This is a genomic window from Streptomyces sp. Ag109_O5-1 (assembly GCF_003814875.1).
GTDB classification, from domain to species: Bacteria; Actinomycetota; Actinomycetes; order Streptomycetales; family Streptomycetaceae; genus Streptomyces; species Streptomyces sasae.
The window spans coordinates 3791138-3813872 of sequence record NZ_RKQF01000001.1 but is presented as its reverse complement, the minus strand read 5'-3'; the positions used below and the strand labels follow the sequence as shown (position 1 = coordinate 3813872).

Below are 22735 nucleotides of genomic sequence, written 5' to 3'. Positions count from 1 at the left end.
GGGCGGTCCCTGGTGGGGCGGTGACCGCGGAAGGATGGCCGGAGCGCGCCATCCTATGACTCAAAACGACCGTCTGACCAGGTGTTTCCCGAACCGTATCCGGGATTGTCAGTGGCGTGGTGTGCAATGGATCTCGTGCCCGCACTGGAAGAACCACTGAAGTCAGTGCTCGGCCCAGCCACCGCGAAGGTGATGGCCGAGCACCTCGGCCTGCACTCCGTCGGCGACCTCCTGCACCACTACCCCCGCAGATACGAGGAGCGCGGCCAGCTCACCCACCTCGCCGACCTGCCCATGGACGAGCACGTCACGGTGGTCGCCATGGTCGCCGACGCCCGCCTGCACACGTTCGCCTCCTCCAAGGCGCCCCGCGGCAAGGGCCAGCGCCTGGAGGTCACGATCACCGACGGCAGCGGCCGGCTCCAACTGGTCTTCTTCGGCAACGGCGTGCACAAACCCCACAAGGAACTCCTGCCGGGCACCCGCGCGATGTTCGCCGGCAAGGTCTCGGTCTTCAACCGCCGCCTCCAACTGGCACACCCGGCGTACGAGTTGCTCCGCGGCGACGACCCCGCCGAATCCGTCGAGAGCTGGGCCGGAGCCCTGATCCCCCTCTACCCGGCCACCGCCAAGCTGGAGTCCTGGAAGATCGGCAAGGCGGTCCAGACGGTCCTGCCCAGCGCCCAGGAGGCCCTGGACCCCCTCCCGCCGACGCTCCGCGACGGCCGCGGACTCCTGCCGCTCCCCGAGGCCCTCCTCAAGATCCACCGCCCGCACACCAAGGCGGACATCGCGGCGGCCCGCGACCGCCTCAAGTGGGACGAGGCCTTCGTCCTCCAGGTCGCCCTGGCCCGCCGGCGCCACGCCGACGCCCAACTCCCGGCGGTGTCCCGCAAACCATCCCCCGACGGCCTCCTCACGGCCTTCGACGACCGCCTCCCCTTCACCCTCACGGACGGCCAGCAGAAGGTCTCGAAGGAGATCTTCGACGACCTGGCGACGGAACACCCGATGCACCGGCTGCTGCAGGGGGAAGTCGGTTCCGGTAAGACGATGGTGGCCCTCCGCGCGATGCTCGCCGTGGTCGACGCGGGCGGTCAGGCGGCCATGCTCGCCCCCACCGAGGTCCTGGCCCAGCAGCACCACCGCTCGATCACCGAGATGATGGGCGAGCTGGCCGAAGGCGGCATGCTCGGCGGCGCGGACCACGCGACCAAGGTCGTCCTCCTCACCGGCTCGATGGGCACGGCGGCCCGCCGCCAGGCGATGCTGGACCTGGTCACGGGCGATGCGGGCATCGTGATCGGCACCCACGCACTGATCGAGGACAAGGTCCAGTTCCACGACCTGGGTCTGGTCGTGGTCGACGAACAGCACCGGTTCGGCGTGGAACAGCGGGATGCCCTGCGCGGCAAGGGCAAGCAGCCGCCCCACCTCCTCGTCATGACGGCGACCCCCATCCCGCGCACGGTCGCGATGACGGTCTTCGGCGACCTGGAGACCTCGGTCCTGGACCAGCTCCCGGCGGGCCGCTCCCCGATCGCCACGCACGTCGTCCCCGCCGCCGACAAGCCCCACTTCCTGGCCCGCGCCTGGGAGCGGGTCAGGGAAGAGGTGGGCAACGGCCATCAGGCGTACGTCGTCTGCCCCCGCATCGGTGACGAGGAGGACGACCCCAAGAAGGCGAAGAAGTCGGCCGAGGACGAGGCGGAGAAGCGCCCGCCGCTGGCCGTCCTGGACGTGGCCGACCACCTGGCCAAGGGCCCGCTCAGCGGCCTCCGGGTGGAGGTCCTGCACGGCAGGATGCATCCCGACGACAAGGACGCGGTCATGCGCCGCTTCGCCGCGGGCGACACGGACGTCCTGGTCGCCACCACGGTCATCGAGGTCGGCGTCAACGTCCCCAACGCCACCGCCATGGTGATCATGGACGCCGACCGCTTCGGCGTCTCCCAGCTCCACCAGCTGCGCGGCCGGGTGGGCCGAGGCTCGGCGCCCGGCCTCTGTCTCCTGGTCACGGAGATGCCGGAGGCCAGCGCGGCCCGTCAGCGCCTGACGGCCGTCGCCTCGACCCTGGACGGGTTCGAGCTTTCGAGGATCGACCTGGAGCAGCGCAGAGAGGGCGACGTGCTCGGCCAGGCCCAGTCGGGCGCCCGCTCCAGCCTCCGCGTCCTGGCGGTGATCGAGGACGAGGAGATCATCGCGGAGGCGAGGGAGGAGGCGACGGGGCTGGTGGCCCGAGACCCCGAACTGACCGACCTCCCGGGCCTGCGAACGGCCCTGGACGCCCTCCTGGACGAGGAGAGGGAGCAGTACTTGGAAAAGGGCTGAGCCGAAGCGCCCCGTCAGGGGCGCGGGGCCGTATCGATGTGCGGCTACCGCCGCGCGGGCGCGACCAGCCACATCGGACCCGCAGTCGCCGTCACAGGCCAGGCACCCACCCCCGTGGGCCTGCCAAACTGAACCCGTGAAGCCGCCCCCGAAGAAGGACCCCAGATGACCCGCGTGATCGCCGGCCAGGCAGGCGGACGGCGCCTCTCAGTGCCGCCCGGCACAGGAACCCGGCCCACGTCCGACCGCGCACGCGAAGGCCTCTTCTCCACCTGGCAGTCCCTCCTCGGCGGCCCCCTGGACGGCGAACGCGTCCTCGACCTCTACGCCGGCTCCGGCGCCGTGGGCCTGGAGGCCCTCTCCCGGGGCGCGGGACACACCCTTCTCGTCGAGGCCGACGCGAGAGCCGCCCGCGTCGTACGTGAAAACGTAAAGAATCTGGGCCTGCCCGGCGCCGAGGTCAGGGCGGGCAAAGCGGAACAGATCATCCAGTCACCGGCGCCGGCGGAGCCGTACGACATCGTCTTCCTCGACCCCCCGTACGCCGTCTCGGACGACGATCTTCGGGAGATTCTCCTCACACTCCACTCCGGGGGCTGGCTCGCGCCCGACGCCCTCGTCACCGTGGAGCGCAGCACCAGAGGCGGCACTTTCGGCTGGCCGGACGGCTTCGAGGCCCTCCGGTCCCGTCGTTACGGCGAGGGAACGTTTTGGTACGGTCGCGCCGCCTCTACGTGCGAAGACGCACGATGACCGGACCGGAGAGCGAGGGATCACAAGTGCGCCGCGCCGTCTGTCCCGGGTCGTTCGACCCGATCACCAACGGACACCTCGACATCATTGCCCGTGCGTCCCGTCTTTACGACGAGGTCTACGTCGCGGTGATGATCAACAAGTCCAAGAAGGGCCTGTTCGAGATCGACGAGCGGATCGACCTGATCCGCACGGTCACCGCCGACTACGCCAACGTCCGCGTCGAGGCGTTCCACGGCCTCCTTGTCGACTTCTGCAAGCAGCGCGAGATCCCGGCCATCGTGAAGGGCCTGCGGGCCGTCAGCGACTTCGACTACGAGCTGCAGATGGCGCAGATGAACAACGGCCTGACGGGCGTCGAGACGCTGTTCGTGCCGACCAACCCCACCTACAGCTTCCTCTCCTCCTCCCTGGTCAAGGAGGTCGCGCAGTGGGGCGGCGACATCTCGCACCTGGTTCCGGCCCCTGTCCTGGAGGCCCTCAACAAGCGTCTTCACAGGGACTGATGGGGCTACAGTCGTCCCGTCCGTCTCCAACACGGCTGTAGAGAGTGGCGAGCGCAGGGTGGACGTACAGAAGAAGCTCGACGACATCGTGGCCACGGTGTCCGGCGCCCGGGCCATGCCCATGTCGGCGTCGTGCGTGGTCAACCGCGCCGACCTGCTCGCGATGCTCGAAGAGCTGCGCCAGGCGCTGCCCGGCTCCCTCGCGCAGGCCCAGGAGCTGATCGGCGACCGCGATCAGATGGTCGAGCAGGCCCGGATGGAGGCCGAGCGGATCATCGAGACCGCGCACGCCGAGCGTGGGTCGCTGATCTCGGACACCGAGGTGGCCCGTCGTTCCCAGGCGGAGGCCGACCGGATCCTCGGCGAGGCCCGCAGGGAGGCCGAGGAGGTCCGCGCCGAGGCCGACGACTACGTCGACTCCAAGCTCGCCAACTTCGAGGTCGTCCTCACCAAGACGCTCGGCTCGGTCGGCCGCGGCCGCGAGAAGCTGCTCGGCACCGGCCCGGGCCTCGACGAGCAGGGCTACGAGGACGAGGACGCCCCCGAGCGCAGCCACGATCCCGAGACCCTGCGCCGGGACGCCGACGCCTACGTGGACACCAAGCTGGGTGCCTTCGAGGCGGTCCTCGCCAAGACCCTGGAGGCGGTCGGCAAGGGCCGCGCCAAGCTGCACGGCCGGATCGCCACCGACGACCTGGGCGCCCTGGCCGACGACAACACGACCTTCCAGCACTCCAGCGACGCCGACTACCTCGCCGACCTCGCGGCCCTCGCCGACCAGGACGACCGGGCGGCGCAGGCGGCCCAGGCCGAGCAGCCCGCCATCCAGATCCCGCAGCAGCCGCAGTACGACCAGCAGCCGGTGCAGCAGGATCCGTACGGCTATCCGCAGCAGCAGCCCGCCTACGCCCAGCAGGACGCGTACGGCTACCAGCAGCAGGACCCCTACGGCTACCAGCAGGCCGACCCCTACGCCTACCAGGGCTACGACACCGGCCAGCAGCCCGTCTACGACCCCCAGCAGCAGCCGGCGGCCCAGCACCAGGCGCACCAGTCGTACGACCTCGACGAGACCAGCCTCTTCGACACCAGCATGATCACCCCGGAGCAGCTGAGGGCGTACGAGCAGGGCCGGGGCCTGTAGCCGACCACCGGATTGGGCCGACAGCGAAAGGTCCAGTATCCTGGCTCTTCGGTCGCGTCCACGTTCGCGATCAACGCTGCCCGGAGACTTCTCCGGACCGTGTCCCTCTGAGCTCGAAGATCGAAAGCAGGAATGGCTCCTCACGCGCGCCTCGACCACCGCAACCCGTTCGTGTTCGACACACACGAGCTGGGGCGGCGTCCCGGTGCGCTGCAGCGCCTGACCCGCACGGTCGACGCTCCCGCGGACCTCGGTATCGCGGGAGTCATCGGAGTGCCGCAGGGCGCCCCGGTGGAGCTGGAGCTCCGCCTGGAGTCGGTCATGGAGGGTGTGCTTGTCACAGGCACCGCCCGTGCACAGGCCGAGGGGGAGTGCGTAAGGTGTCTGGAGCCGGTCGAGCAGGAGCTCGAAGCGGACTTCCAGGAACTGTTCTCGTACCCTGACGCCGACGACCGGGGCCGCGTGATCGCGGAACCGGGCGACGACGCCGAGGACGACGAGGACAGGTACTTCATCGAGGACGGCTTGTTCGACCTCGAACCCGTGCTGCGTGATGCGGTGGTGCTCGCACTGCCGATGCAGCCGGTGTGCCAGGACGACTGTGCGGGACTGTGCTCCGAGTGCGGAGTCCGTCTCGCGGACGACCCGGACCACCACCACGACGCCGTCGACATCCGTTGGGCGGCTTTGCAGGGACTCGCCGGTTCCACGAAGGACGGCGAGAAGGACGAGATGAGCGGCGCTGACGCGCAAGCGGGCGTCGACGAGAAGCAGGAGAAGTAGCCGTGGCTGTTCCGAAGCGGAAGATGTCGCGCAGCAACACGCGCCACCGCCGGTCGCAGTGGAAGGCTGCGGTCCCCACCCTGGTTGCGTGCGAGCGCTGCCACGAGCCCAAGCAGCAGCACATCGCGTGCCCGTCTTGCGGCACCTACAACAAGCGCCAGGTCCTCGAAGTCTGAGCGGCCAGGTGAGAGGCACTGTGTCCAGTCCAAAGAAGGGCGAAGAGCCCAAGACGGACCCGTCCGCCAAGAAGAAGGCGGACAGCACGGCCTCGTCCCACACGCTTCTGGAAGGGCGGCTCGGCTACAAGCTCGAGTCCGCCCTTCTGGTGCGTGCACTGACCCACCGTTCCTACGCGTACGAGAACGGCGGTCTGCCGACGAACGAGCGGCTGGAGTTCCTCGGTGACTCCGTCCTCGGCCTCGTCGTCACGGACACGCTGTACAACACCCACCCCGACCTGCCGGAGGGCCAGCTGGCCAAGCTCCGTGCGGCGGTGGTGAACTCGCGTGCGCTCGCGGAAGTGGGTCGCGGTCTCGACCTGGGCTCCTTCATCCGGCTCGGCCGCGGTGAAGAGGGCACGGGCGGCCGGGACAAGGCGTCCATCCTCGCCGACACCCTGGAAGCGGTGATCGGCGCGGTCTATCTCGACCAGGGCCTCGATTCGGCGTCCGAGCTGGTGCACCGGCTCTTCGACCCGCTGATCGAGAAGTCCTCGAACCTCGGAGCCGGCCTGGACTGGAAGACCAGTCTCCAGGAGCTCACCGCGACGGAGGGCCTCGGCGTGCCCGAGTACCTGGTCACGGAGACCGGCCCCGACCACGAGAAGACCTTCACTGCTGCCGCCCGCGTCGGAGGCGTCTCGTACGGCACCGGCACCGGCCGCAGCAAGAAGGAGGCGGAACAGCAAGCCGCCGAGTCCGCATGGCGCGCCATCCGCGCCGCGGCGGACGAGCGTGCCAAGGCAGCGGCAGCCGAGCAGGCGGCCGAGGCCGAGGCCGAGGAGGACGACGGTCCGTCGTCCGCCGCCTCCGCCTGACGAACAGCGCAGCCCGAGCGCCCGCCACCGTTCCACGGAGGCGGGCGCTCGGACCTTCCACGGTCCTGCACGGGAGCCCCGATGCCTGAATTGCCCGAGGTAGAGGTCGTACGACGCGGCCTGGAGCGGTGGGTCGCCCATCGCGTCGTGGCCGAGGCCGAGGTCCTGCACCCGCGTGCGGTACGACGGCACGTGGCCGGCGCCGACGACTTCGCGCACCGCCTCAAGGGCCACCGCATCGGCACCCCGAGCCGGCGCGGCAAGTACCTGTGGCTACCGCTGGAGGACACCGACCAGTCGATCCTCGCCCACCTCGGCATGAGCGGTCAGCTGCTGGTGCAGCCGCCCGCGGCACCGGACGAGAAGCACCTGCGGATCCGCGTCAGATTCGCGGACGAGGTCGACACCGAACTGCGCTTCGTCGACCAGCGCACCTTTGGCGGACTGTCGCTGCACGACAACACCCCCGACGGACTGCCGGACGTCATCGCGCACATCGCCCGTGACCCCCTCGACCCGCTGTTCGACGACGAGGCCTTCCACCAGGCGCTGCGCCGGAAGCGGTCCACCATCAAGAGGGCGCTGCTGGACCAGTCGCTGATCAGCGGAGTCGGCAACATCTACGCGGACGAGGCCCTTTGGCGCGCCCGCCTCCACTACGAACGTCCGACCTCCGGCTTCACCCGCCCGCGCACCGCCGAACTCCTCGGCCATGTCAGGGACGTGATGAACGCGGCCCTGGCCGTCGGCGGCACCAGCTTCGACAGCCTGTACGTCAACGTCAACGGCGAGTCGGGGTACTTCGACCGCTCGCTGGACGCGTACGGGAGGGAGGGGCTGCCCTGCCGGCGGTGCGGTACGCCGATGCGCAGGCGGCCCTGGATGAACCGGTCCAGCTACTTCTGCCCGAAGTGTCAGCGGGCGCCGCGGGTCTCGTCGTAACGCTCGCGGGCGGCCAGCACCTCGTCCATCCGGCTCTCCACGAAGTGCACGACGGACAGCAGGCGGTCGGCGACCTCGCGGCCGAGCGGGGTGAGCTCGTAGTCGACGCGGGGCGGGTTGGTCGGCTGTGCCTCACGGTGCACCAGGCCGTCGCGCTCCAGCGCCTGGAGGGTCTGGGAGAGCATCTTCTCGCTGACGCCGTCCACACGCCGGCGCAGCTCGTTGAACCGGAACGACCCCTCGTGCAGCGCGCTCAGGGTGAGTCCGCCCCAGCGGCCCATGACATGTTCGAGGGTGGTGCGCGAGGGACAGGCCCGGGCGAAGGCGTCGTACGGAGGGGGCAGCTCCTCCGCGCGGTCCTGGGTGATGGTCATGCGTCAAGCCTACGGGAGCACGGCGCTAACCGACAGGGTGCGCTAACTGCCGGTTAGCGCAGCCTCTTTGGTCAGTACCCGAAGTCCTGCGTCCACCACGGCCCGCCCGACCCGAAGTGCACCCCGACCCCGAGGGTCTTGAAGTCGCAGTTCAGGATGTTGGCGCGGTGGCCCTCGCTGTTCATCCAGGCGTCCATGACGGCGGCGGCGGTGGCCTGGCCGCGGGCTATGTTCTCGCCGCCGAGGTTGGATATGCCGGCGGCCGCGGCCCGGTCCCACGGCGTCTTGCCGTCCGGGTCGGTGTGGTCGAAGAAGTTCCGAGCGGCCATGTCCGCGCTGAACCCTTCGGCCAGGTCGGTCAGCGAGGAGTTCGCCGACAGCGCGCTGCAGCCGACCTTGGCCCGCTCCTCGTTCACCAGCTTCAGCACCTCGGCCTCGGCCGCGGCCGCCTCGGACACGGCGGCCGGGGCGGCGGTCTTCACCGGCGCCTTGGTGGCCGCCTTGGAGGGCGAGGCCGTCGGCGTCTTCGTGGACGGCGTGGCGCTGGGCGTCGGCTTCTCGGTCGCCGTCTTCGTCGGGGCGGGCGACGCGGAGGTGGACGCGGAGGCGGGCGCGGACGCCGTCGGCGAACCGGCGCGATGGGAGTCCCGGCTGGTCGAGGTACCGGAGGTGTCCCGGCTCTCGGCGCTGCCGGAGGTGCCGCCCTGCTCGGCGGCCGTGTTGCCGGGCGTGCCGTCGGCCTGCACCGTCTCGCCGCCCGTGGTGCCCGTGGTGCCGCCGAGTTTGTAGTTCTCCAGGCCCGGCACCAGACCGGTGGCCACCGCGACCGTGCCGATGGCGACGGCCGCCGAGACCCCGAGCAGCCCCGTGGCCATCGGCCGCCCGCCCTTCTTCCGGCGCCGGCGCCCGCCGTCCGCGGGGGAGTCGCCGGCCGGGGCGAACTCCTCGGAGGGGAAGGCGGCGGTGTCCATGAAGCGGGCGTAGTCGTCCTCGGTCGCGAACAGGTAGGCCGAGCTGCGCGCGTTGGTGTCGGCGTACTCCTCCTGGCGCAGGTAGGCCGCCGTGCCCGTGCCGTAGGGGAGGCCTGCGTACGAGTCCTGCGGGTCATGGCCGTTCGTGTACGAGCCGTCGTTCTCCGTGACCCCCGTGGCGCGGCTCGTGGCGGCGCGGCCGGCGGCGGAGCGTCGGTGGCGTCCCATGTCCTTGCCTTCTTCCCTCGTCCTCGCGGTCGCGGTCGACCAGGGGCCGATGTGGCCAATGACTCCTTCTGGTCAACCTGACTCACCCGATCGAGTGAGTTTCATATGAGATTCGTTGGGTGGGGACGGTACCCCATAGCGCGGAGGGGGGAGGTGCCCCGAGTGACATTGGGCGGTTAGGTTGCACTCATGAGCGAGGATGTGCGACTGGTCGCCTGGGTCCGCGGCTACGTGCAAGGTGTGGGTTTTCGCTGGTTCACGCGGGCCAAGGCGCTGGAGATCGGCGGGCTGAGTGGTTTTGCTCTCAATCTGGGCGATGGCCGCGTCCAGGTGGTGGCGGAGGGCTCCCGGGAGGGCTGCGAAGGGCTGCTCGGCTGGCTCCAGGGCGATGACACGCCCGGGTGTGTGGAGGGTGTCACCGAGATCTGGGACACACCCCGCGGCGGCTACGACGGCTTCGTGATCCGCTGACTCCGCTCTGTAAAGCCGCGCAGGTGGAAGCGGAGTGATCTGCCACCGGCATGTGCCCCGAGCAGAAATGACCTGGTGGTTGCCAAGGACCGCTCGTCGTGGCAGGCTCCGCAGGTAGAGATGATCGCCACGCCCTGGGGGCCCCGCAGGAGTCGCAGCGCCGCCCGTCCAGGGCCGCCCGCGCCAGGGTTCGCCCGCCAATACAGGGCGTGATCGTGTTGACCGTCAAACTTTTTGGTGAGACGCTGAAAGCCCCGCGCACCTTAGCTGTTTGGCATGGAGCAACACTCGGATGTGTCAAGCACCGCGGGTGCGAATCCCTCACGACCCACACCGCTTCGGTCGGTCACTCAGTGTGGAGGACCATCCATCATGGCAAAGGCGCTTCTCGGTTACGTCGGCGGCTCCGACCCGCGACTCCTCGCCGAGATGCGACGGCTCCAGCAGCGTGTCCAGGACCTCGAATCCGAGCTCGTGCGGATTCAGGCCGAGAACGACGCGCTGACGGCTGCCGCTTCTCCCGACAGGATCATGGAGAGCATCGACGCAAACCAGGCGGAGCCTGCGCTCACCTGATCGCTGCATCGCTCCACAACAGCACATGCGGCGGTTGGGCAGCCCTTTCAACCGCTTAAGTTGTCAAGATTTGCAAGGGACGCCCCGGCGTCCCTTCTTTCTTGCTTCCTTGCTTCCTCGCCCCGAGCCCCGCTGTCCCCGTGCCCCGATCCGCTTGTAGCCCCGCGCATCCTTTCACCCTCTTTAACGTCTGGTGTGCCCTGCATGTTCATGCGTGAAACCGCGGGGTTGCGAGGCTTCGTGGAGTGGGGTAGCGGCGCCAGGTAGAGTCCGACGGCGTGCACCTCAAGGCCCTGACCCTCCGCGGGTTCAAGTCGTTCGCCTCGGCGACCACGCTCCGGTTCGAGCCGGGGATCACGTGTGTCGTCGGTCCGAACGGCTCGGGCAAGTCCAATGTCGTCGACGCGCTCACCTGGGTCATGGGCGAGCACAGCGCCAAGTCGCTGCGCGGCGGCAAGATGGAGGACGTCATCTTCGCCGGCACCACCGGCCGTCCCCCACTGGGCCGCGCCGAGGTGTCCCTGACCATCGACAACTCCGACGGCGCCCTGCCCATCGAGTACGCCGAGGTCACCATCACGCGGATCATGTTCCGCAACGGCGGCAGCGAGTACCAGATCAACGGCGACACCTGCCGCCTCCTCGACATCCAGGACCTGCTCTCCGACTCCGGCATCGGCCGCGAGATGCACGTCATCGTCGGCCAGGGCCAGCTCGACTCCGTCCTGCACGCCGACCCGATGGGCCGCCGCGCCTTCATCGAAGAGGCCGCGGGCGTGCTGAAGCACCGCAAGCGCAAGGAGAAGGCCCTCCGCAAACTGGACGCGATGCAGGCGAACCTGGCCCGCGTACAGGACCTGACCGACGAACTCCGCCGCCAGCTCAAGCCCCTGGGCCGCCAGGCGGCGGTCGCCCGCAGAGCCGCCGTCATCCAGGCGGACCTGCGCGATGCGCGTCTGAGGCTGCTGGCCGACGACCTCGTACGACTCCGTCAGGCGCTCCAGTCCGAGATCGCCGACGAGGCCGCCCTCAAGGAACGCAAGGAAGCCGCCGAGCAGGAGCTGAAGAAGGCCCTCCAGCGGGAGGCGCTCCTGGAGGACGAGGTACGGCGGCTCACCCCGCGCCTGCAGCGCGCCCAGCAGACCTGGCACGAGCTCTCCCAGCTCGCCGAACGCGTCCGCGGCACGATCTCGCTGGCCGACGCCCGGGTGAAGAGCGCCACCTCCGTACCCCCCGAGGAGCGGCGCGGCCGCGACCCCGAGGACATGGAGCGCGAGGCCGCCCGCATCCGGGAGCAGGAGGCCGAACTGGAGGCCGCCCTGGAAGCGGCCGAGCGCGCCCTCGACGACACCGTCGCGCACCGCGCCGAACTGGAGCGCGAGCTGGCCGTCGAGGAACGGCGGCTGAAGGACGTGGCCCGCTCCATCGCCGACCGCCGGGAGAGCCTGGCCCGGCTGAACGGCCAGGTCAACGCGGCCCGTTCGCGCGCAGCGTCCGCCCAGGCAGAGATCGACCGGCTGGCCGCCGCCCGCGACGAGGCCCAGGAGCGGGCGGTCGCCGCACAGGAGGAGTACGAGGCGCTCAAGGCCGAGGTCGACGGCCTCGACGCCGGTGACGAGGAACTCGCCGAACAGCACGAGCAGGCCAGACGTCAGCTGGCCGAGGCGGAGACGGCCCTGACCGCGGCCCGCGAGGCGGTCACGGCGGCGGAACGCAGGCGCGCCGCGACCCAGGCCCGCCACGAGGCGCTGGCGCTGGGCCTGCGCCGCAAGGACGGCACGGGCATACTGCTGGGCGCCCGCGACCGCCTCGCCGGCCTCCTGGGCCCGGCGGCGGAACTGCTCACGGTGACCCCAGGCCACGAAGTGGCCCTGGCGGCAGCCTTCGGCGCGGCGGCGGACGCCATCGCGGTGACGACCCCGTCCGCGGCAGCAGACGCGATCCGCCTACTGCGCAAGCAGGACGGAGGCCGAGCGGCCCTCCTCCTGGCCGGAGCCCCGGACGACCCGACGCTGCACACCGAGACGCCCCAGCCTGAAGCGCCCCAAAGGGGCGCGGGGAACGGCGCGCCCAGCCACGACGGCGCCGCAGCAGACGGACGACCGGCGACGGCAGTGGACAGCGCCGGGAACGGATCGGTGCCCCATGGGGGCGCGGGGAACGGCGCGACCGGCCCCCACCGACCCGCACCCGACGGGCACCCCTTCGCCGCCGACCTGGTCCGCGGCCCCGCCGATCTCATCCCCGCCGTGCGACGACTGCTCAGGAACATCGTCGTGGCCGAGACCCTCGAAGACGCCGAGGACCTCGTCTACCGCCGCCCCGACCTCACCGTGGTGACCGCCGAGGGCGACCTCCTCGGTGCCCACTTCGCCCACGGCGGCTCCGCCGGCGCGCCCAGCCTCCTCGAAGTCCAGGCCTCGGTCGACGAAGCCGCCGCCGAACTGGAGGAGCTGGCCGTCCGCTGCGAGGAACTGGCCGAGGAACAGCAGACCGCCCAGGCACGGCGCAAGGAGTGCGCCGCGCTCGTCGAGGAACTGGGGGAGCGGCGCCGGGCCGCCGACCGGGAGAAGTCGGCGGTGGCGCAGCAGCTCGGCCGGCTCGCCGGGCAGGCCCGCGGCGCGGCAGGCGAGGCGGAGCGTTCCACGGCGGCCGCCGCCCGCGCACAGGACGCCCTCGACAAGGCCCTGGAAGAGGTCGAGATCCTCGCCGAGCGGCTGGCCGTGGCCGAGGAGATGCCCGTCGAGGAGGAACCGGACACCTCCGCCCGGGACCGGCTCGCCGCCGACGGCGCCAACGCCCGCCAGACCGAGATGGAGGCCCGCCTCCAGGTCCGTACCCACGAGGAGCGGGTCAAGGGCCTCGCCGGACGCGCCGACTCCCTCGACCGCGCCGCCCGCGCGGAGCGCGACGCACGCGCGCGTGCCGAACAACGGCGGGCCCGGCTGCGCCACGAGGCCGCCGTCGCCGAGGCCGTCGCCTCCGGCGCGCGGCAGCTGCTCGCGCACGTCGAGGTCTCCGTCGGCCGCGCCGAGCAGGAGCGGGCCGCCGCGGAGGCCGCGAAGGCGCTGCGCGAGCGGGAGCTGACCGCGGCCCGCACCACCGGCCGCGACCTCAAGGCGGAACTCGACAAACTCACGGATTCAGTTCACCGGGGCGAGGTACTCGGCGCCGAGAAGCGGCTGCGCATAGAGCAGCTGGAGACGAAGGCGCTGGAGGAGCTCGGTGTCGAACCGGCGGGGCTCGTCGACGAGTACGGCCCCCAACAGCTCGTGCCGCCCTCGCTCCCCGCCGAGGGGGAGGTGCTGCCGGACGACCCCGAGCACCCGCGCAACCAGCCGAAGCCCTTCCACCGGGCCGAGCAGGAGCGCCGGCTCAAGGCGGCCGAGCGGGCCTACCAGCAGCTGGGCAAGGTCAACCCGCTGGCGCTGGAGGAGTTCGCGGCCCTCGAGGAGCGGCACAAGTTCCTCAGCGAGCAGCTGGAGGACCTGAAGAAGACCCGCGCCGACCTGCTTCAGGTGGTGAAGGAGGTCGACGAGCGGGTCGAGCAGGTCTTCACGGAGGCGTTCCGGGACACGGCCAGGGAGTTCGAGGGCGTCTTCAGCCGCCTCTTCCCCGGCGGTGAGGGACGGCTGATCCTGACCGACCCCGACAACATGCTCACCACGGGCGTGGACGTCGAGGCCCGTCCGCCCGGCAAGAAGGTCAAGCGGCTCTCCCTGCTGTCCGGCGGCGAACGCTCGCTGACGGCCGTCGCGATGCTGGTGTCGATCTTCAAGGCGCGCCCCAGCCCGTTCTACGTCATGGACGAGGTCGAGGCGGCCCTGGACGACACCAACCTGCAGCGGCTGATCCGCATCATGCAGGAGCTCCAGGAGTCCTCGCAGCTCATCGTGATCACGCACCAGAAGCGCACGATGGAGGTGGCCGACGCGCTGTACGGCGTGTCCATGCAGGGCGACGGTGTGTCGAAGGTCATCAGCCAGCGGCTCCGTTAAGTTTGCGTGCGCTCTACACCGGTCCTTCACAGCCGATCCGCGTCCTGACCTGCGTATCCCTTTCAACTATTCAACTATTGAACGCAAACCTCCTCACCGTGCCTTCAACGTCACACCACTCGCGCTATTGACTTCGAAACTTGAAGGCATAGTCTCTGCAACGTTGCTTTTACCTTCAGGTGTGAGCGGCGTGAAGGTGTGCGCCACTTGACCTGAGAGGGCTCACCCCCCCACCCCCGGCGGCGTTGCCGGTGGCCCGAGGAGTTTCTTGTGACCAGCACTGCGCAGGCACCCCAGTCAGGAGCCGGGACGGCTCACCCCGATCATCTCGGGCATGTCATCTTCATCGCGGCGGCGGCCGCGATGGGCGGGTTCCTCTTCGGCTACGACAGCTCTGTCATCAACGGCGCCGTCGAGGCGATCCGGAGCCGTTACGACATCGGGTCCGCGGCCCTCGCACAGGTCATCGCCATCGCCCTGATCGGCTGCGCCATCGGCGCCGCGACCGCCGGCCGGATAGCCGACCGGATCGGCCGCATCCGCGTCATGCAGATCGCCGCCCTGCTGTTCACGGTCAGCGCCGTCGGCTCGGCACTGCCCTTCTCCCTCTGGGACTTCGCCCTCTGGCGGATCATCGGCGGCTTCGCCATCGGCATGGCCTCCGTCATCGGCCCCGCCTACATCGCCGAGGTCGCCCCACCGGCCTACCGCGGCCGGCTCGGCTCCTTCCAGCAGGCCGCGATCGTCATCGGCATCGCCATCTCGCAGCTGGTCAACTGGGGCCTGCTCAACGCTGCCGGCGGCAACCAGCGCGGTCACCTGATGGGCCTGGAGGCCTGGCAGGTCATGCTCGGCGTCATGGTCGTCCCGGCCGTCCTCTACGGTCTGCTCTCCTTCGCGATCCCCGAGTCCCCGCGCTTCCTGATCTCCGTCGGCAAGCACGACCGCGCCCGCGAGATCCTCGAAGAGGTCGAGGGCAAGAGCGCCGACCTCGACGCCCGCGTCACCGAGATCGAGCTCGCGATGAAGAGCGAGCACAAGTCCACGTTCAAGGACCTGCTCGGCGGCTCCTTCTTCTTCAAGCCGATCGTCTGGGTCGGCATCGGCCTCTCGGTCTTCCAGCAGTTCGTCGGCATCAACGTCGCGTTCTACTACTCCTCCACCCTCTGGCAGTCGGTGGGCGTCGACCCGACGGACTCGTTCTTCTACTCCTTCACGACGTCGATCATCAACATCATCGGCACCGTGATCGCGATGATCTTCGTGGACCGCATCGGCCGCAAGCCGCTGGCCCTGATCGGCTCCGTCGGCATGGTGATCGGCCTCGGCCTCGAGGCCTGGGCCTTCTCCTCCCACCTGGTCGACGGCAAGCTCCCGGCCGCGCAGGGCTGGACCGCCCTGATCGCCGCGCACATCTTCGTCCTCTTCTTCGCCCTGTCCTGGGGTGTGGTCGTCTGGGTCTTCCTCGGCGAGATGTTCCCGAACAAGATCCGCGCCGCCGCGCTGGGCGTGGCCGCCGCCGCACAGTGGATCGCCAACTGGGCCATCACCGCGAGCTTCCCGTCGCTGGCCGACTGGAACCTCTCCGCGACCTACGTGATCTACACGGTCTTCGCGGCCCTCTCCATCCCGTTCGTCCTCAAGTTCGTCAAGGAGACGAAGGGCAAGGCCCTGGAGGAGATGGGCTGACCTCGCAGGTCCCCGAACTCGAGGAGAAGGGCCACATCCCCGCTGCCCCTCTCCTCGTAACCCCCGCCGCCCCCGCCCGGTCACTGCCCGGGCGGGGGCGGCGGTTCGTGTGCGCCGCGTCGCCCCTCGTTCCGTCCCTGCCGGCGTAGAACCCGCTGCTCGACCAGCCGCAGAACTCGCGGTCCTGAACTCCGCCGCAACGGTGATCAGCCACGACGGCGTCACCCGGCGGTGCCGAACCCTCCCGCACCCACCCGCCGGCACACCGCGCCCCGCTACGCCGGCAGCGCCGGAAGCACCGCCTCCCCGAACAGCCGCAGACTCCGCCACCCCTCCGCCACCGGCATCCCGCCGGCCAGGGGATGCAGCACCAGGTTGTCCAGCCCCGCCGACACGCACTCCTGGGGTGTGAGGATCCGGTAGACGCCCTCCGCGCGGAGCTCCTCCACCGTCGTGGCCGCCGAGCGCACCGCCGAGCGGATGTCCCCGGACTGCCAGGACGCGTACGTCCGGGCCTCGTGCAGGAAGTGCGGCCCGTACTGCGCCCACGCCCGGTCCGGGTCCTCCGCGATGTGCAGCAGCGGAGTCTCCGCGGTGGGCATCATCGTCCAGCCCTCCGTGCCGTACTCGGTGAGCCTCTCCTTGTAGAACGCCTCCAGTTCCGGCAGATGCGCGCTCGGGAAGAAGGGGAGACCGAGACGGGCGGCACGGCGGGCGGCGGCTTTGGAGGAGCCGCCCACCAGGAGCAGGGGATGCGGGTCGGTGAAGGGGCGAGGCGTGACCCGTACCGTACGGCCCCGGTACTCGAACTCCTCCCCGGTCCACGCCTTCAGCAGCGTCTCCAGCACCTCGTCCTGCAGTCGCCCGCGCCGCTTCCACTCCACGTCGAACAGCGCGTACTCCTCCGGCCGGTAGCCGATCCCGGCGACCGTCACCAGCCGCCCCCCGCTGAGCAGGTCGAGGACCGCGATGTCCTCGGCCAGCCGCAGCGGGTCGTGCAGCGGACCGATCACCGCCGACACGGTCACCGCGATGTTCCGGGTCGCCCCGAACACCGCGCCCGCGAAGGCGAACGGCGACGGCAGCCAGTTGTTGTCGACGCCGTGGTGTTCCTCGGTCTGGACCGTGGTGATCGCGTGCTCGTCGGCGTACGCGGCCATCTCCACGGCCGCCCGGTAGCGGGCACTCAGGGAGACCGGGTCGGCCCCGGGCTCGACGAGGTTGAAGCGGACGACCGAGACGGGCATGGGAGTTCCCCTTCACCTTCGCCGGGCGGGTGTGCGGGGACAGTAGCTGACGATGCGTCAGACAGCCAGGGCCGAGGACCGCTCGGCCGGCGTCGGCACTACCGCCGGCTTCGGCAGCGCCGCGTACAGCGCGCCCGAGACGACGATCGTCGCGAGCCAGCCGAGGCCGTACCGGCCGACCGGGGTGTTCTGCGCCAGCGGGCCGGTGAACCAGTCGGACCTGGTGAAGAGAAGACCGGCCGCCAGGCCGAGCGCCCACGCCGCCACGGCGGCGGGGGAGAAGCCCGTCCGGTACCAGTAGGCGCTGGTCGCGGTCGTGTCGAGGAGGGCCTGGGCGTCGTACTCCCGGCGGCGGAGCATGTCGACGCCGAAGACGCCCACCCATGCCGAGAACGCCACCGCGAGCAGCGACAGGAAGGCGATGAAGGAGCCCATGAAGGAGGCCGCGGCCAGCATCAGGACGCCGCCGAGGGCCAGCGAGATCACCGCGTTGATCGAGACCGCCCAGTGGCGGTGGATGCGGAAGCCGAGCGTCTGCGCGGTGAAGCCCGCCGAGTACATCGACATCGCGTTGATCAGCAGCATCCCGACCAGGGCGATGAGGAGATAGGGCACGGCGAGCCAGAGGGGGAGGACCGCTCCCAGGAAGGAGACCGGGTCGGCCGCCCTGGCGAGGTCGGGCATGGCCGACGCCGTCACCGCGCCCATCAGGACCATGGGAAGTACGACGACCCCCGCGCCGCCGACCGTGTTGCGCACGATCGCCGCCGAGGACGCCGTACCCGGCAGATACCGCGTGAAGTCCGGCGCGGCCGGTGCCCAGCTCATCCCGCCCGCCGCGATCAGCCCGACCCCGGTGATCATCGCGGCAGTGGGCCCGGCGTCCTGCCCGAACACCCTGTGCCAGTCCGCCTTCATGATCAGCCGGCCGAGGACCAGCAGGGAGAAGGCACCGAACAGCCAGGCCGCCCAGCGGCTGCAACGCCGTACCGCCCTGATGCCCATGCCCGAGATCGCGAACGTGGCGATCACGAAGAGCAGCAGGGTCACGATGGTCAGCGCGGTGTTGTGCCTGATGCCGAAGAGGATGTACAGGACGGTCAGCAGCGCATAGGCGCCGGTCACCGCGTTGATCGTCTCCCAGCCCCAGCGCGCGACCCAGATCAGCGCGCCGGGAAGCAGGTTGCCGCGCTGCCCGAAGACCGCGCGGGACAGGGTCATACCGGGTGCGCCACCGCGCTTGCCCGCGATGCCGATCAGCCCGACCAGGCCGTACGCCACGATCGGCGCCGTGCCGGCGACCACCAGGGCCTGCCAGAAGTTCAGCCCGAACGACACCGTCAGACTCGCGCCCATGGTCACCAGCAGGACGGTGATGTTGGCGGCGATCCAGGTGGGGAGCAGTCCGCGGGTCGTCGCGGTGCGCTCGGAGTCCGGGACCGGTTCGATGCCCCGGGTTTCGAGGCCGTGGCGCTCCAGTGACTCTTCGAGATGTTCGAGCGGGCCATCGTGGTGGGCGGTGGTGCTCATGGTCAATCATCGTACGTTAGTCCTATGAATCCCCCCAAAAGGGACATCGGGATTTGGGGGAACATCCGGAAACTCCTTCGCGAGGGAACAAAGTCGGCCGCGAGAGAGGGATGGATACTGGACCCGTTATGGAAACCGTCATCCTTGCTGTAGTCATCGCCGTGGTCGTGCTCGGCGCGCTCGGCGGGCTGGTCGTCGGCAGCCGGCGCAAGAAGTCGCTGCCTCCGCCGCCGCCCGCCGCGCCCGACATCACCGCGCCCCCGGCCGAGCCGCACGTCGGCGACGAGGCCGAGACGCCGCGCGACGAACCGCGCCGGACGATAGAGGAGGTCGACCTTCCCGGCGGCTCGGCTCCCGTCGTCGTAGAAGAGCCCGCCGCCCCCGAGATCGAGATCCCCGAGCCCACCGCCGGCCGCCTGGTCCGGCTGCGCGCCCGGCTCTCCCGCTCCCAGAACGCCCTCGGCAAGGGGCTGCTCACGCTGCTCTCGCGCGAGCACCTCGACGACGAGACCTGGGAGGAGATCGAGGACATCCTGCTCACCGCCGACGTCGGTGTGCAGCCCACCACCGAGCTGGTCGACCAGCTGCGCGAGCGCGTCAAGGTGCTCGGCACCCGCACCCCGGCGGAGCTGCGCGGCCTGCTGCGCGAGGAACTGCTCAAGCTGGTCGGCACCGAAGCCGACCGCACCGTGAAGACCGAGCCCGAGGACCGCAAGCCGGGCATCGTGATGGTCGTCGGCGTCAACGGCACCGGCAAGACCACCACCACCGGCAAGCTCGCCCGGGTGCTCGTCGCCGACGGCCGTACCGTCGTCCTCGGTGCCGCCGACACCTTCCGGGCCGCCGCCGCGGACCAGCTCCAGACCTGGGGCGAGCGGGTCGGCGCCCACACCGTGCGCGGGCCGGAGGCCGGTGACCCCGCCTCCGTCGCCTTCGACGCGGTGAAGGAGGGCAAGGAGATGGGGGTCGACGTCGTCCTCATCGACACCGCGGGCCGCCTGCACACCAAGACCGGCCTCATGGACGAGCTCGGCAAGGTCAAGCGGGTCGTCGAGAAGCACGCCCCGCTGGACGAGGTGCTGCTCGTCCTCGACGCCACCACCGGGCAGAACGGCCTGGTCCAGGCCCGGGTCTTCGCCGAGGTCGTGGACATCACCGGCATCGTGCTCACCAAGCTGGACGGCACCGCCAAGGGCGGCATCGTGATCGCGGTCCAGCGTGAACTGGGCGTCCCGGTCAAGCTCATCGGCCTCGGCGAGGGCGCGGACGACCTGGCGCCGTTCGAGCCGGAGGCGTTCGTTGACGCCCTTATCGGGGAGTAGCAGAGGGGTAAATTTACTCCCCACAGGCGTGAGAAGCGCCCGTTCCCGAGGTGCAGTCGGGGACGGGCGCTTCGGTGTGTACGGCTCCTATACCCGCGACCGATGCGCCACGTAGGCCAGCGTCCCCAGCAGCAGGCGTGCCGCGGGCGGCCTCGTCGCCGAGTCCAGCGCCGGCGGCCGCAGCCAGCGCACCGGGCCCAGACCGCCCCGGTCGGACGGTGGCGCGGTGATGTGCGTACCGGAGCCGAGGCCGCGCAGGTCCAGCGAGGTCGGGTCGTCCCAGCCCATGCGGTAGAGCAGCTCGGGGAGTTCGGCGGCGGCGCCGGGCGCGACGAAGAAGTGGGCGCGGCCCTCCGGGGTGGCGGTGACCGGACCGAGCGGGAGGCCCATGCGCTCCAGGCGGACCAGGGCGCGCCGCCCGGCGGGCTCGGCGACCTCGATGACGTCGAAGGCGCGGCCGACGGGCAGCATCACCGCCGCACCCGGGAACTCGCCCCAGGCCTTGGTGACCTCGTCGAGCGTGGCCCCGGCGGACACCTGCGGGGCGAAGTCCAGTGGATGCGCCCCCGGCGCGGGACAGTCGGCGTGCCCGCAGGAACACGCACCGGCCGCCGCCCGGGCACCCGGCGCCACGTCCCAGCCCCACAGGCCGGTGAACTCGGCGACGGCGGTGCAGTCCGATGAACGACCGCGCCGGCGTGTGCCGGAGCGGATCTCGCGAATGCCGCCGATCGTGAAGCCCATGCCCCCTCCAACGGGTCCGGCGCGCCGGTGGTTACGACGCGGAACGGGACGGAAACGGAACGTGACGCTACGGCTCCGCCTTCCCTCCGGCCCGCAAGGTCAAGGCGGCGCTCCGAAGCTCCCCGGGGGGTGCATGTGGGGGCATGCGCCCCCGAGTGCATCGTTCCGCCTACTCCCGGCCGTCCTATGTCAAGTGAATCGCGCCAAGGCCATCGTGAGTTCATTCGAAGGGGTGGCGAATGGTGGCGTTTCCGGGATCGCAATGGCTGGAGCAGTGATCGTAGGATTACTTTGAGTGCACGAGGCCTGGGGGCACATGCACTCGTGGGTATGCCGGAGGCAACTCGGCATCCCGTTCGAAGGGTGAGAACTACCGGACGGGCAGCCGTATTTACCGGCATTCTGATAGGGCTTGGCGCATCGGCATCAAGTGGTCTCAGGGATGGGGGCGTTCCAGTGGGCGGCAACAGCGGTAGCGGGACGAACGCTGACAAGCGCCCCAACGAGCTGCTCAACTCGTGGTTCGTGCGCAGCGGCTGGTCGAAGGGCGAGCTGGCACGGCAAGTGAACCGCAGGGCACGCCAGTTGGGCGCCAATCACATCTCGACGGACACGTCCAGGGTGCGTCGCTGGCTGGACGGGGAGAACCCGCGCGAGCCGATCCCCAGGATCCTCTCCGAGCTGTTCTCCGAGCGGTTCGGCTGTGTCGTCTCGGTCGAGGACCTCGGTCTGCGGGCCGCCCGCCAGTCACCCTCGGCGACCGGCGTCGACCTGCCCTGGACGGGCCCGCAGGCAGTGGCCCTGCTCAGCGAGTTCTCGCGCAGCGACCTGATGCTGGCGCGGCGCGGCTTCCTCGGAACCTCGCTGGTGCTGTCGGCGGGCCCGTCCCTCATCGAGCCCATGCAGCGCTGGCTCGTGCCCTCGCCCACCGCCCCACAGGCGGCCCCGGAACCGGCGGCCGAGTCCCGTCGGCCCGGCCGCCTCTCCAAGCCCGAGCTGGACCTCCTGGAGTCCACGACGGTGATGTTCCGTCAGTGGGACGCCCAGTGCGGCGGCGGCCTGCGCCGCAAGGCGGTCGTCGGCCAGCTGCACGAGGTCACCGACCTCCTCCAAGAACCCCAGCCCGAGGCCACCGAGCGCAAGCTCTTCAAGGTCGCCGCCGAACTGGCCGAGCTGGCCGGCTGGATGTCCTACGACGTCGGACTCCAGCCCACCGCCCAGAAGTACTTCGTGCTGGCCCTGCACGCGGCGAAGGAGGCCGGCGACAAGCCGCTCGGCTCGTACGTCCTCTCCAGCATGAGCCGCCAGATGATCCACCTCGGCCGGCCCGACGACGCCCTGGAGCTCATCCACCTCGCCCAGTACGGCAGCCGGGACTGCGCCAGCCCGCGCACCCAGTCGATGCTGTATGCGATGGAGGCCCGCGCCTACGCCAACATGGGCCAGCCCGGCAAGTGCAAGCGGGCCGTCCGGATGGCCGAGGACACCTTCGCCGAGGCCGACGACTGGGACGACCCGGACCCGGACTGGATCCGCTTCTTCTCCGAGGCCGAGCTCTACGGCGAGAACAGCCACTCCTTCCGCGACCTCGCCTATGTCGCCGGCCGCAGCCCCGCCTACGCCTCCCTGGCCGAGCCCCTGATGCAGAAGGCCGTGGAGCTGTTCGCCAAGGACACCGAGCACCAGCGGTCGTATGCGCTCAACCTCATCGGCATGGCCACCGTGCACCTGCTGCGGGGCGAGCCCGAGCAGAGCACGGTTCTGGCCTCCGAGGCCATGGGCATCGCCAAGAAGGTGCGCTCCGAGCGCGTCAACACTCGTATTCGAAAGACGGTCGACTCGGCCGTCCGCGAGTACGGCGGCCTCGCGGCGGTCGTCGACCTCACCGAACAGCTCGCCGCCGACCTGCCGGAGACCGCCGAGGCGGTCTGAACCCCGGCAACCCCAGGACCCCGGCCGCGGCCGGCCCTTCCGAACTGCCCGACTCGGCTCCCCCACGCCAGGTCATCGGAAGGCCGCCGCGGCCGGCTTTTTTCGTCCGCGAGTCATCCGTGAGTCACCCGCGGGAAGGTTGCGTCACGATAACGATC

At 70.4% G+C, this 22735-nt stretch carries 19 protein-coding genes; 14 read left to right on the top strand and 5 right to left on the bottom strand.

Features of this window, described 5'->3' with window-relative positions:
* Positions 1-126: 126 nt before the first annotated feature.
* The 8 genes from recG (at position 127) to mutM (ending at position 7495) form a co-directional block, all read left to right on the top strand.
* Positions 127-2331, top strand: a complete 2205-nt coding sequence (gene recG, locus EDD90_RS17230) for an ATP-dependent DNA helicase RecG (RefSeq protein ID WP_123973874.1) — start codon at positions 127-129, stop codon at positions 2329-2331.
* A 165-nt stretch (positions 2332-2496) separates the two neighbouring features.
* Positions 2497-3084 (top strand): 16S rRNA (guanine(966)-N(2))-methyltransferase RsmD, encoded by a 588-nt coding sequence (rsmD, locus tag EDD90_RS17225; RefSeq protein ID WP_123973873.1) that lies wholly within the window; start codon positions 2497-2499, stop codon positions 3082-3084.
* 26 nt (positions 3085-3110) lie between these two features.
* Positions 3111-3590 carry a pantetheine-phosphate adenylyltransferase gene (coaD, locus tag EDD90_RS17220; RefSeq protein ID WP_123973872.1) on the top strand — a complete coding sequence of 160 codons (480 nt, stop codon included), beginning with the start codon at positions 3111-3113 and terminating at the stop codon, positions 3588-3590.
* Between the two features lie 58 nt (positions 3591-3648).
* Complete coding sequence (locus tag EDD90_RS17215; RefSeq protein ID WP_123973871.1) at positions 3649-4734, top strand: ATP synthase F0 subunit B; 1086 nt, start codon at positions 3649-3651, stop codon at positions 4732-4734.
* 132 nt (positions 4735-4866) lie between these two features.
* Positions 4867-5517: a DUF177 domain-containing protein gene (locus EDD90_RS17210; protein ID WP_123973870.1), complete on the top strand. Its 651-nt coding sequence runs from the start codon at positions 4867-4869 to the stop codon at positions 5515-5517.
* 2 nt (positions 5518-5519) lie between these two features.
* Complete coding sequence (gene rpmF / locus EDD90_RS17205; RefSeq protein WP_003951102.1) at positions 5520-5693, top strand: 50S ribosomal protein L32; 174 nt, start codon at positions 5520-5522, stop codon at positions 5691-5693.
* 8 nt (positions 5694-5701) lie between these two features.
* Positions 5702-6553: a ribonuclease III gene (rnc, locus tag EDD90_RS17200; protein ID WP_185149126.1), complete on the top strand. Its 852-nt coding sequence runs from the start codon at positions 5702-5704 to the stop codon at positions 6551-6553.
* An 81-nt stretch (positions 6554-6634) separates the two neighbouring features.
* The gene (gene mutM / locus EDD90_RS17195) at positions 6635-7495 is read left to right on the top strand and encodes a bifunctional DNA-formamidopyrimidine glycosylase/DNA-(apurinic or apyrimidinic site) lyase (RefSeq protein WP_123973868.1); all 861 of its coding nucleotides are present in this window, start codon (positions 6635-6637) and stop codon (positions 7493-7495) included.
* Here mutM and EDD90_RS17190 read toward each other — a convergent pair.
* Together EDD90_RS17190 and EDD90_RS17185 are read right to left on the bottom strand one after the other, a co-directional pair.
* On the bottom strand, positions 7468-7869 hold the full coding sequence (locus EDD90_RS17190; RefSeq protein ID WP_123973867.1) for a helix-turn-helix domain-containing protein: 402 nt from the start codon (positions 7867-7869) through the stop codon (positions 7468-7470). The two genes, mutM and EDD90_RS17190, sit on opposite strands and share 28 nt — an antisense overlap.
* A 71-nt stretch (positions 7870-7940) precedes the next feature.
* The gene (locus EDD90_RS17185; RefSeq protein ID WP_123973866.1) at positions 7941-9068 is read right to left on the bottom strand and encodes a CAP domain-containing protein; all 1128 of its coding nucleotides are present in this window, start codon (positions 9066-9068) and stop codon (positions 7941-7943) included.
* Positions 9069-9257: 189 nt separating this feature from the next.
* Between EDD90_RS17185 and EDD90_RS17180 the strand changes: the two genes are divergently transcribed.
* From EDD90_RS17180 to EDD90_RS17160, 4 genes are all read left to right on the top strand, one after another.
* Entirely contained in the window at positions 9258-9539 is a 282-nt protein-coding gene (locus EDD90_RS17180) for an acylphosphatase (RefSeq protein ID WP_123973865.1), read from the top strand.
* A 372-nt stretch (positions 9540-9911) separates the two neighbouring features.
* Complete coding sequence (locus tag EDD90_RS17175; RefSeq protein WP_093498859.1) at positions 9912-10115, top strand: hypothetical protein; 204 nt, start codon at positions 9912-9914, stop codon at positions 10113-10115.
* A gap of 278 nt (positions 10116-10393) precedes the next feature.
* A complete protein-coding gene (locus EDD90_RS17165) occupies positions 10394-14113 on the top strand; it encodes an AAA family ATPase (RefSeq protein ID WP_123973863.1) in 3720 nt (1239 codons plus the stop codon).
* A gap of 270 nt (positions 14114-14383) precedes the next feature.
* Positions 14384-15802, top strand: coding sequence for a sugar porter family MFS transporter (locus tag EDD90_RS17160; RefSeq protein ID WP_123973862.1), 1419 nt, complete (start codon positions 14384-14386; stop codon positions 15800-15802).
* A gap of 275 nt (positions 15803-16077) precedes the next feature.
* On the opposite strand, the gene EDD90_RS17155 is transcribed toward EDD90_RS17160, so the two are convergent.
* Together EDD90_RS17155 and EDD90_RS17150 are read right to left on the bottom strand one after the other, a co-directional pair.
* Positions 16078-17049, bottom strand: a complete 972-nt coding sequence (locus tag EDD90_RS17155) for an LLM class flavin-dependent oxidoreductase (RefSeq protein WP_123973861.1) — start codon at positions 17047-17049, stop codon at positions 16078-16080.
* 57 nt (positions 17050-17106) lie between these two features.
* On the bottom strand, positions 17107-18579 hold the full coding sequence (locus tag EDD90_RS17150; RefSeq protein WP_123973860.1) for a cytosine permease: 1473 nt from the start codon (positions 18577-18579) through the stop codon (positions 17107-17109).
* Positions 18580-18707: 128 nt separating this feature from the next.
* Here EDD90_RS17150 and ftsY point away from each other — a divergent pair, with 128 nt between their 5' ends.
* On the top strand, positions 18708-19901 hold the full coding sequence (gene ftsY, locus EDD90_RS17145; RefSeq protein WP_123973859.1) for a signal recognition particle-docking protein FtsY: 1194 nt from the start codon (positions 18708-18710) through the stop codon (positions 19899-19901).
* An 87-nt stretch (positions 19902-19988) separates the two neighbouring features.
* Here the strand turns inward: ftsY and EDD90_RS17140 are convergent, their stop codons facing one another.
* Positions 19989-20645 carry a bifunctional DNA primase/polymerase gene (locus EDD90_RS17140; protein WP_123973858.1) on the bottom strand — a complete coding sequence of 219 codons (657 nt, stop codon included), beginning with the start codon at positions 20643-20645 and terminating at the stop codon, positions 19989-19991.
* Positions 20646-21101: 456 nt separating this feature from the next.
* On the opposite strand from EDD90_RS17140, the gene EDD90_RS17135 reads away from it, so the two are divergent.
* Positions 21102-22577: a hypothetical protein gene (locus tag EDD90_RS17135; protein ID WP_123973857.1), complete on the top strand. Its 1476-nt coding sequence runs from the start codon at positions 21102-21104 to the stop codon at positions 22575-22577.
* Positions 22578-22735: the final 158 nt, after the last annotated feature.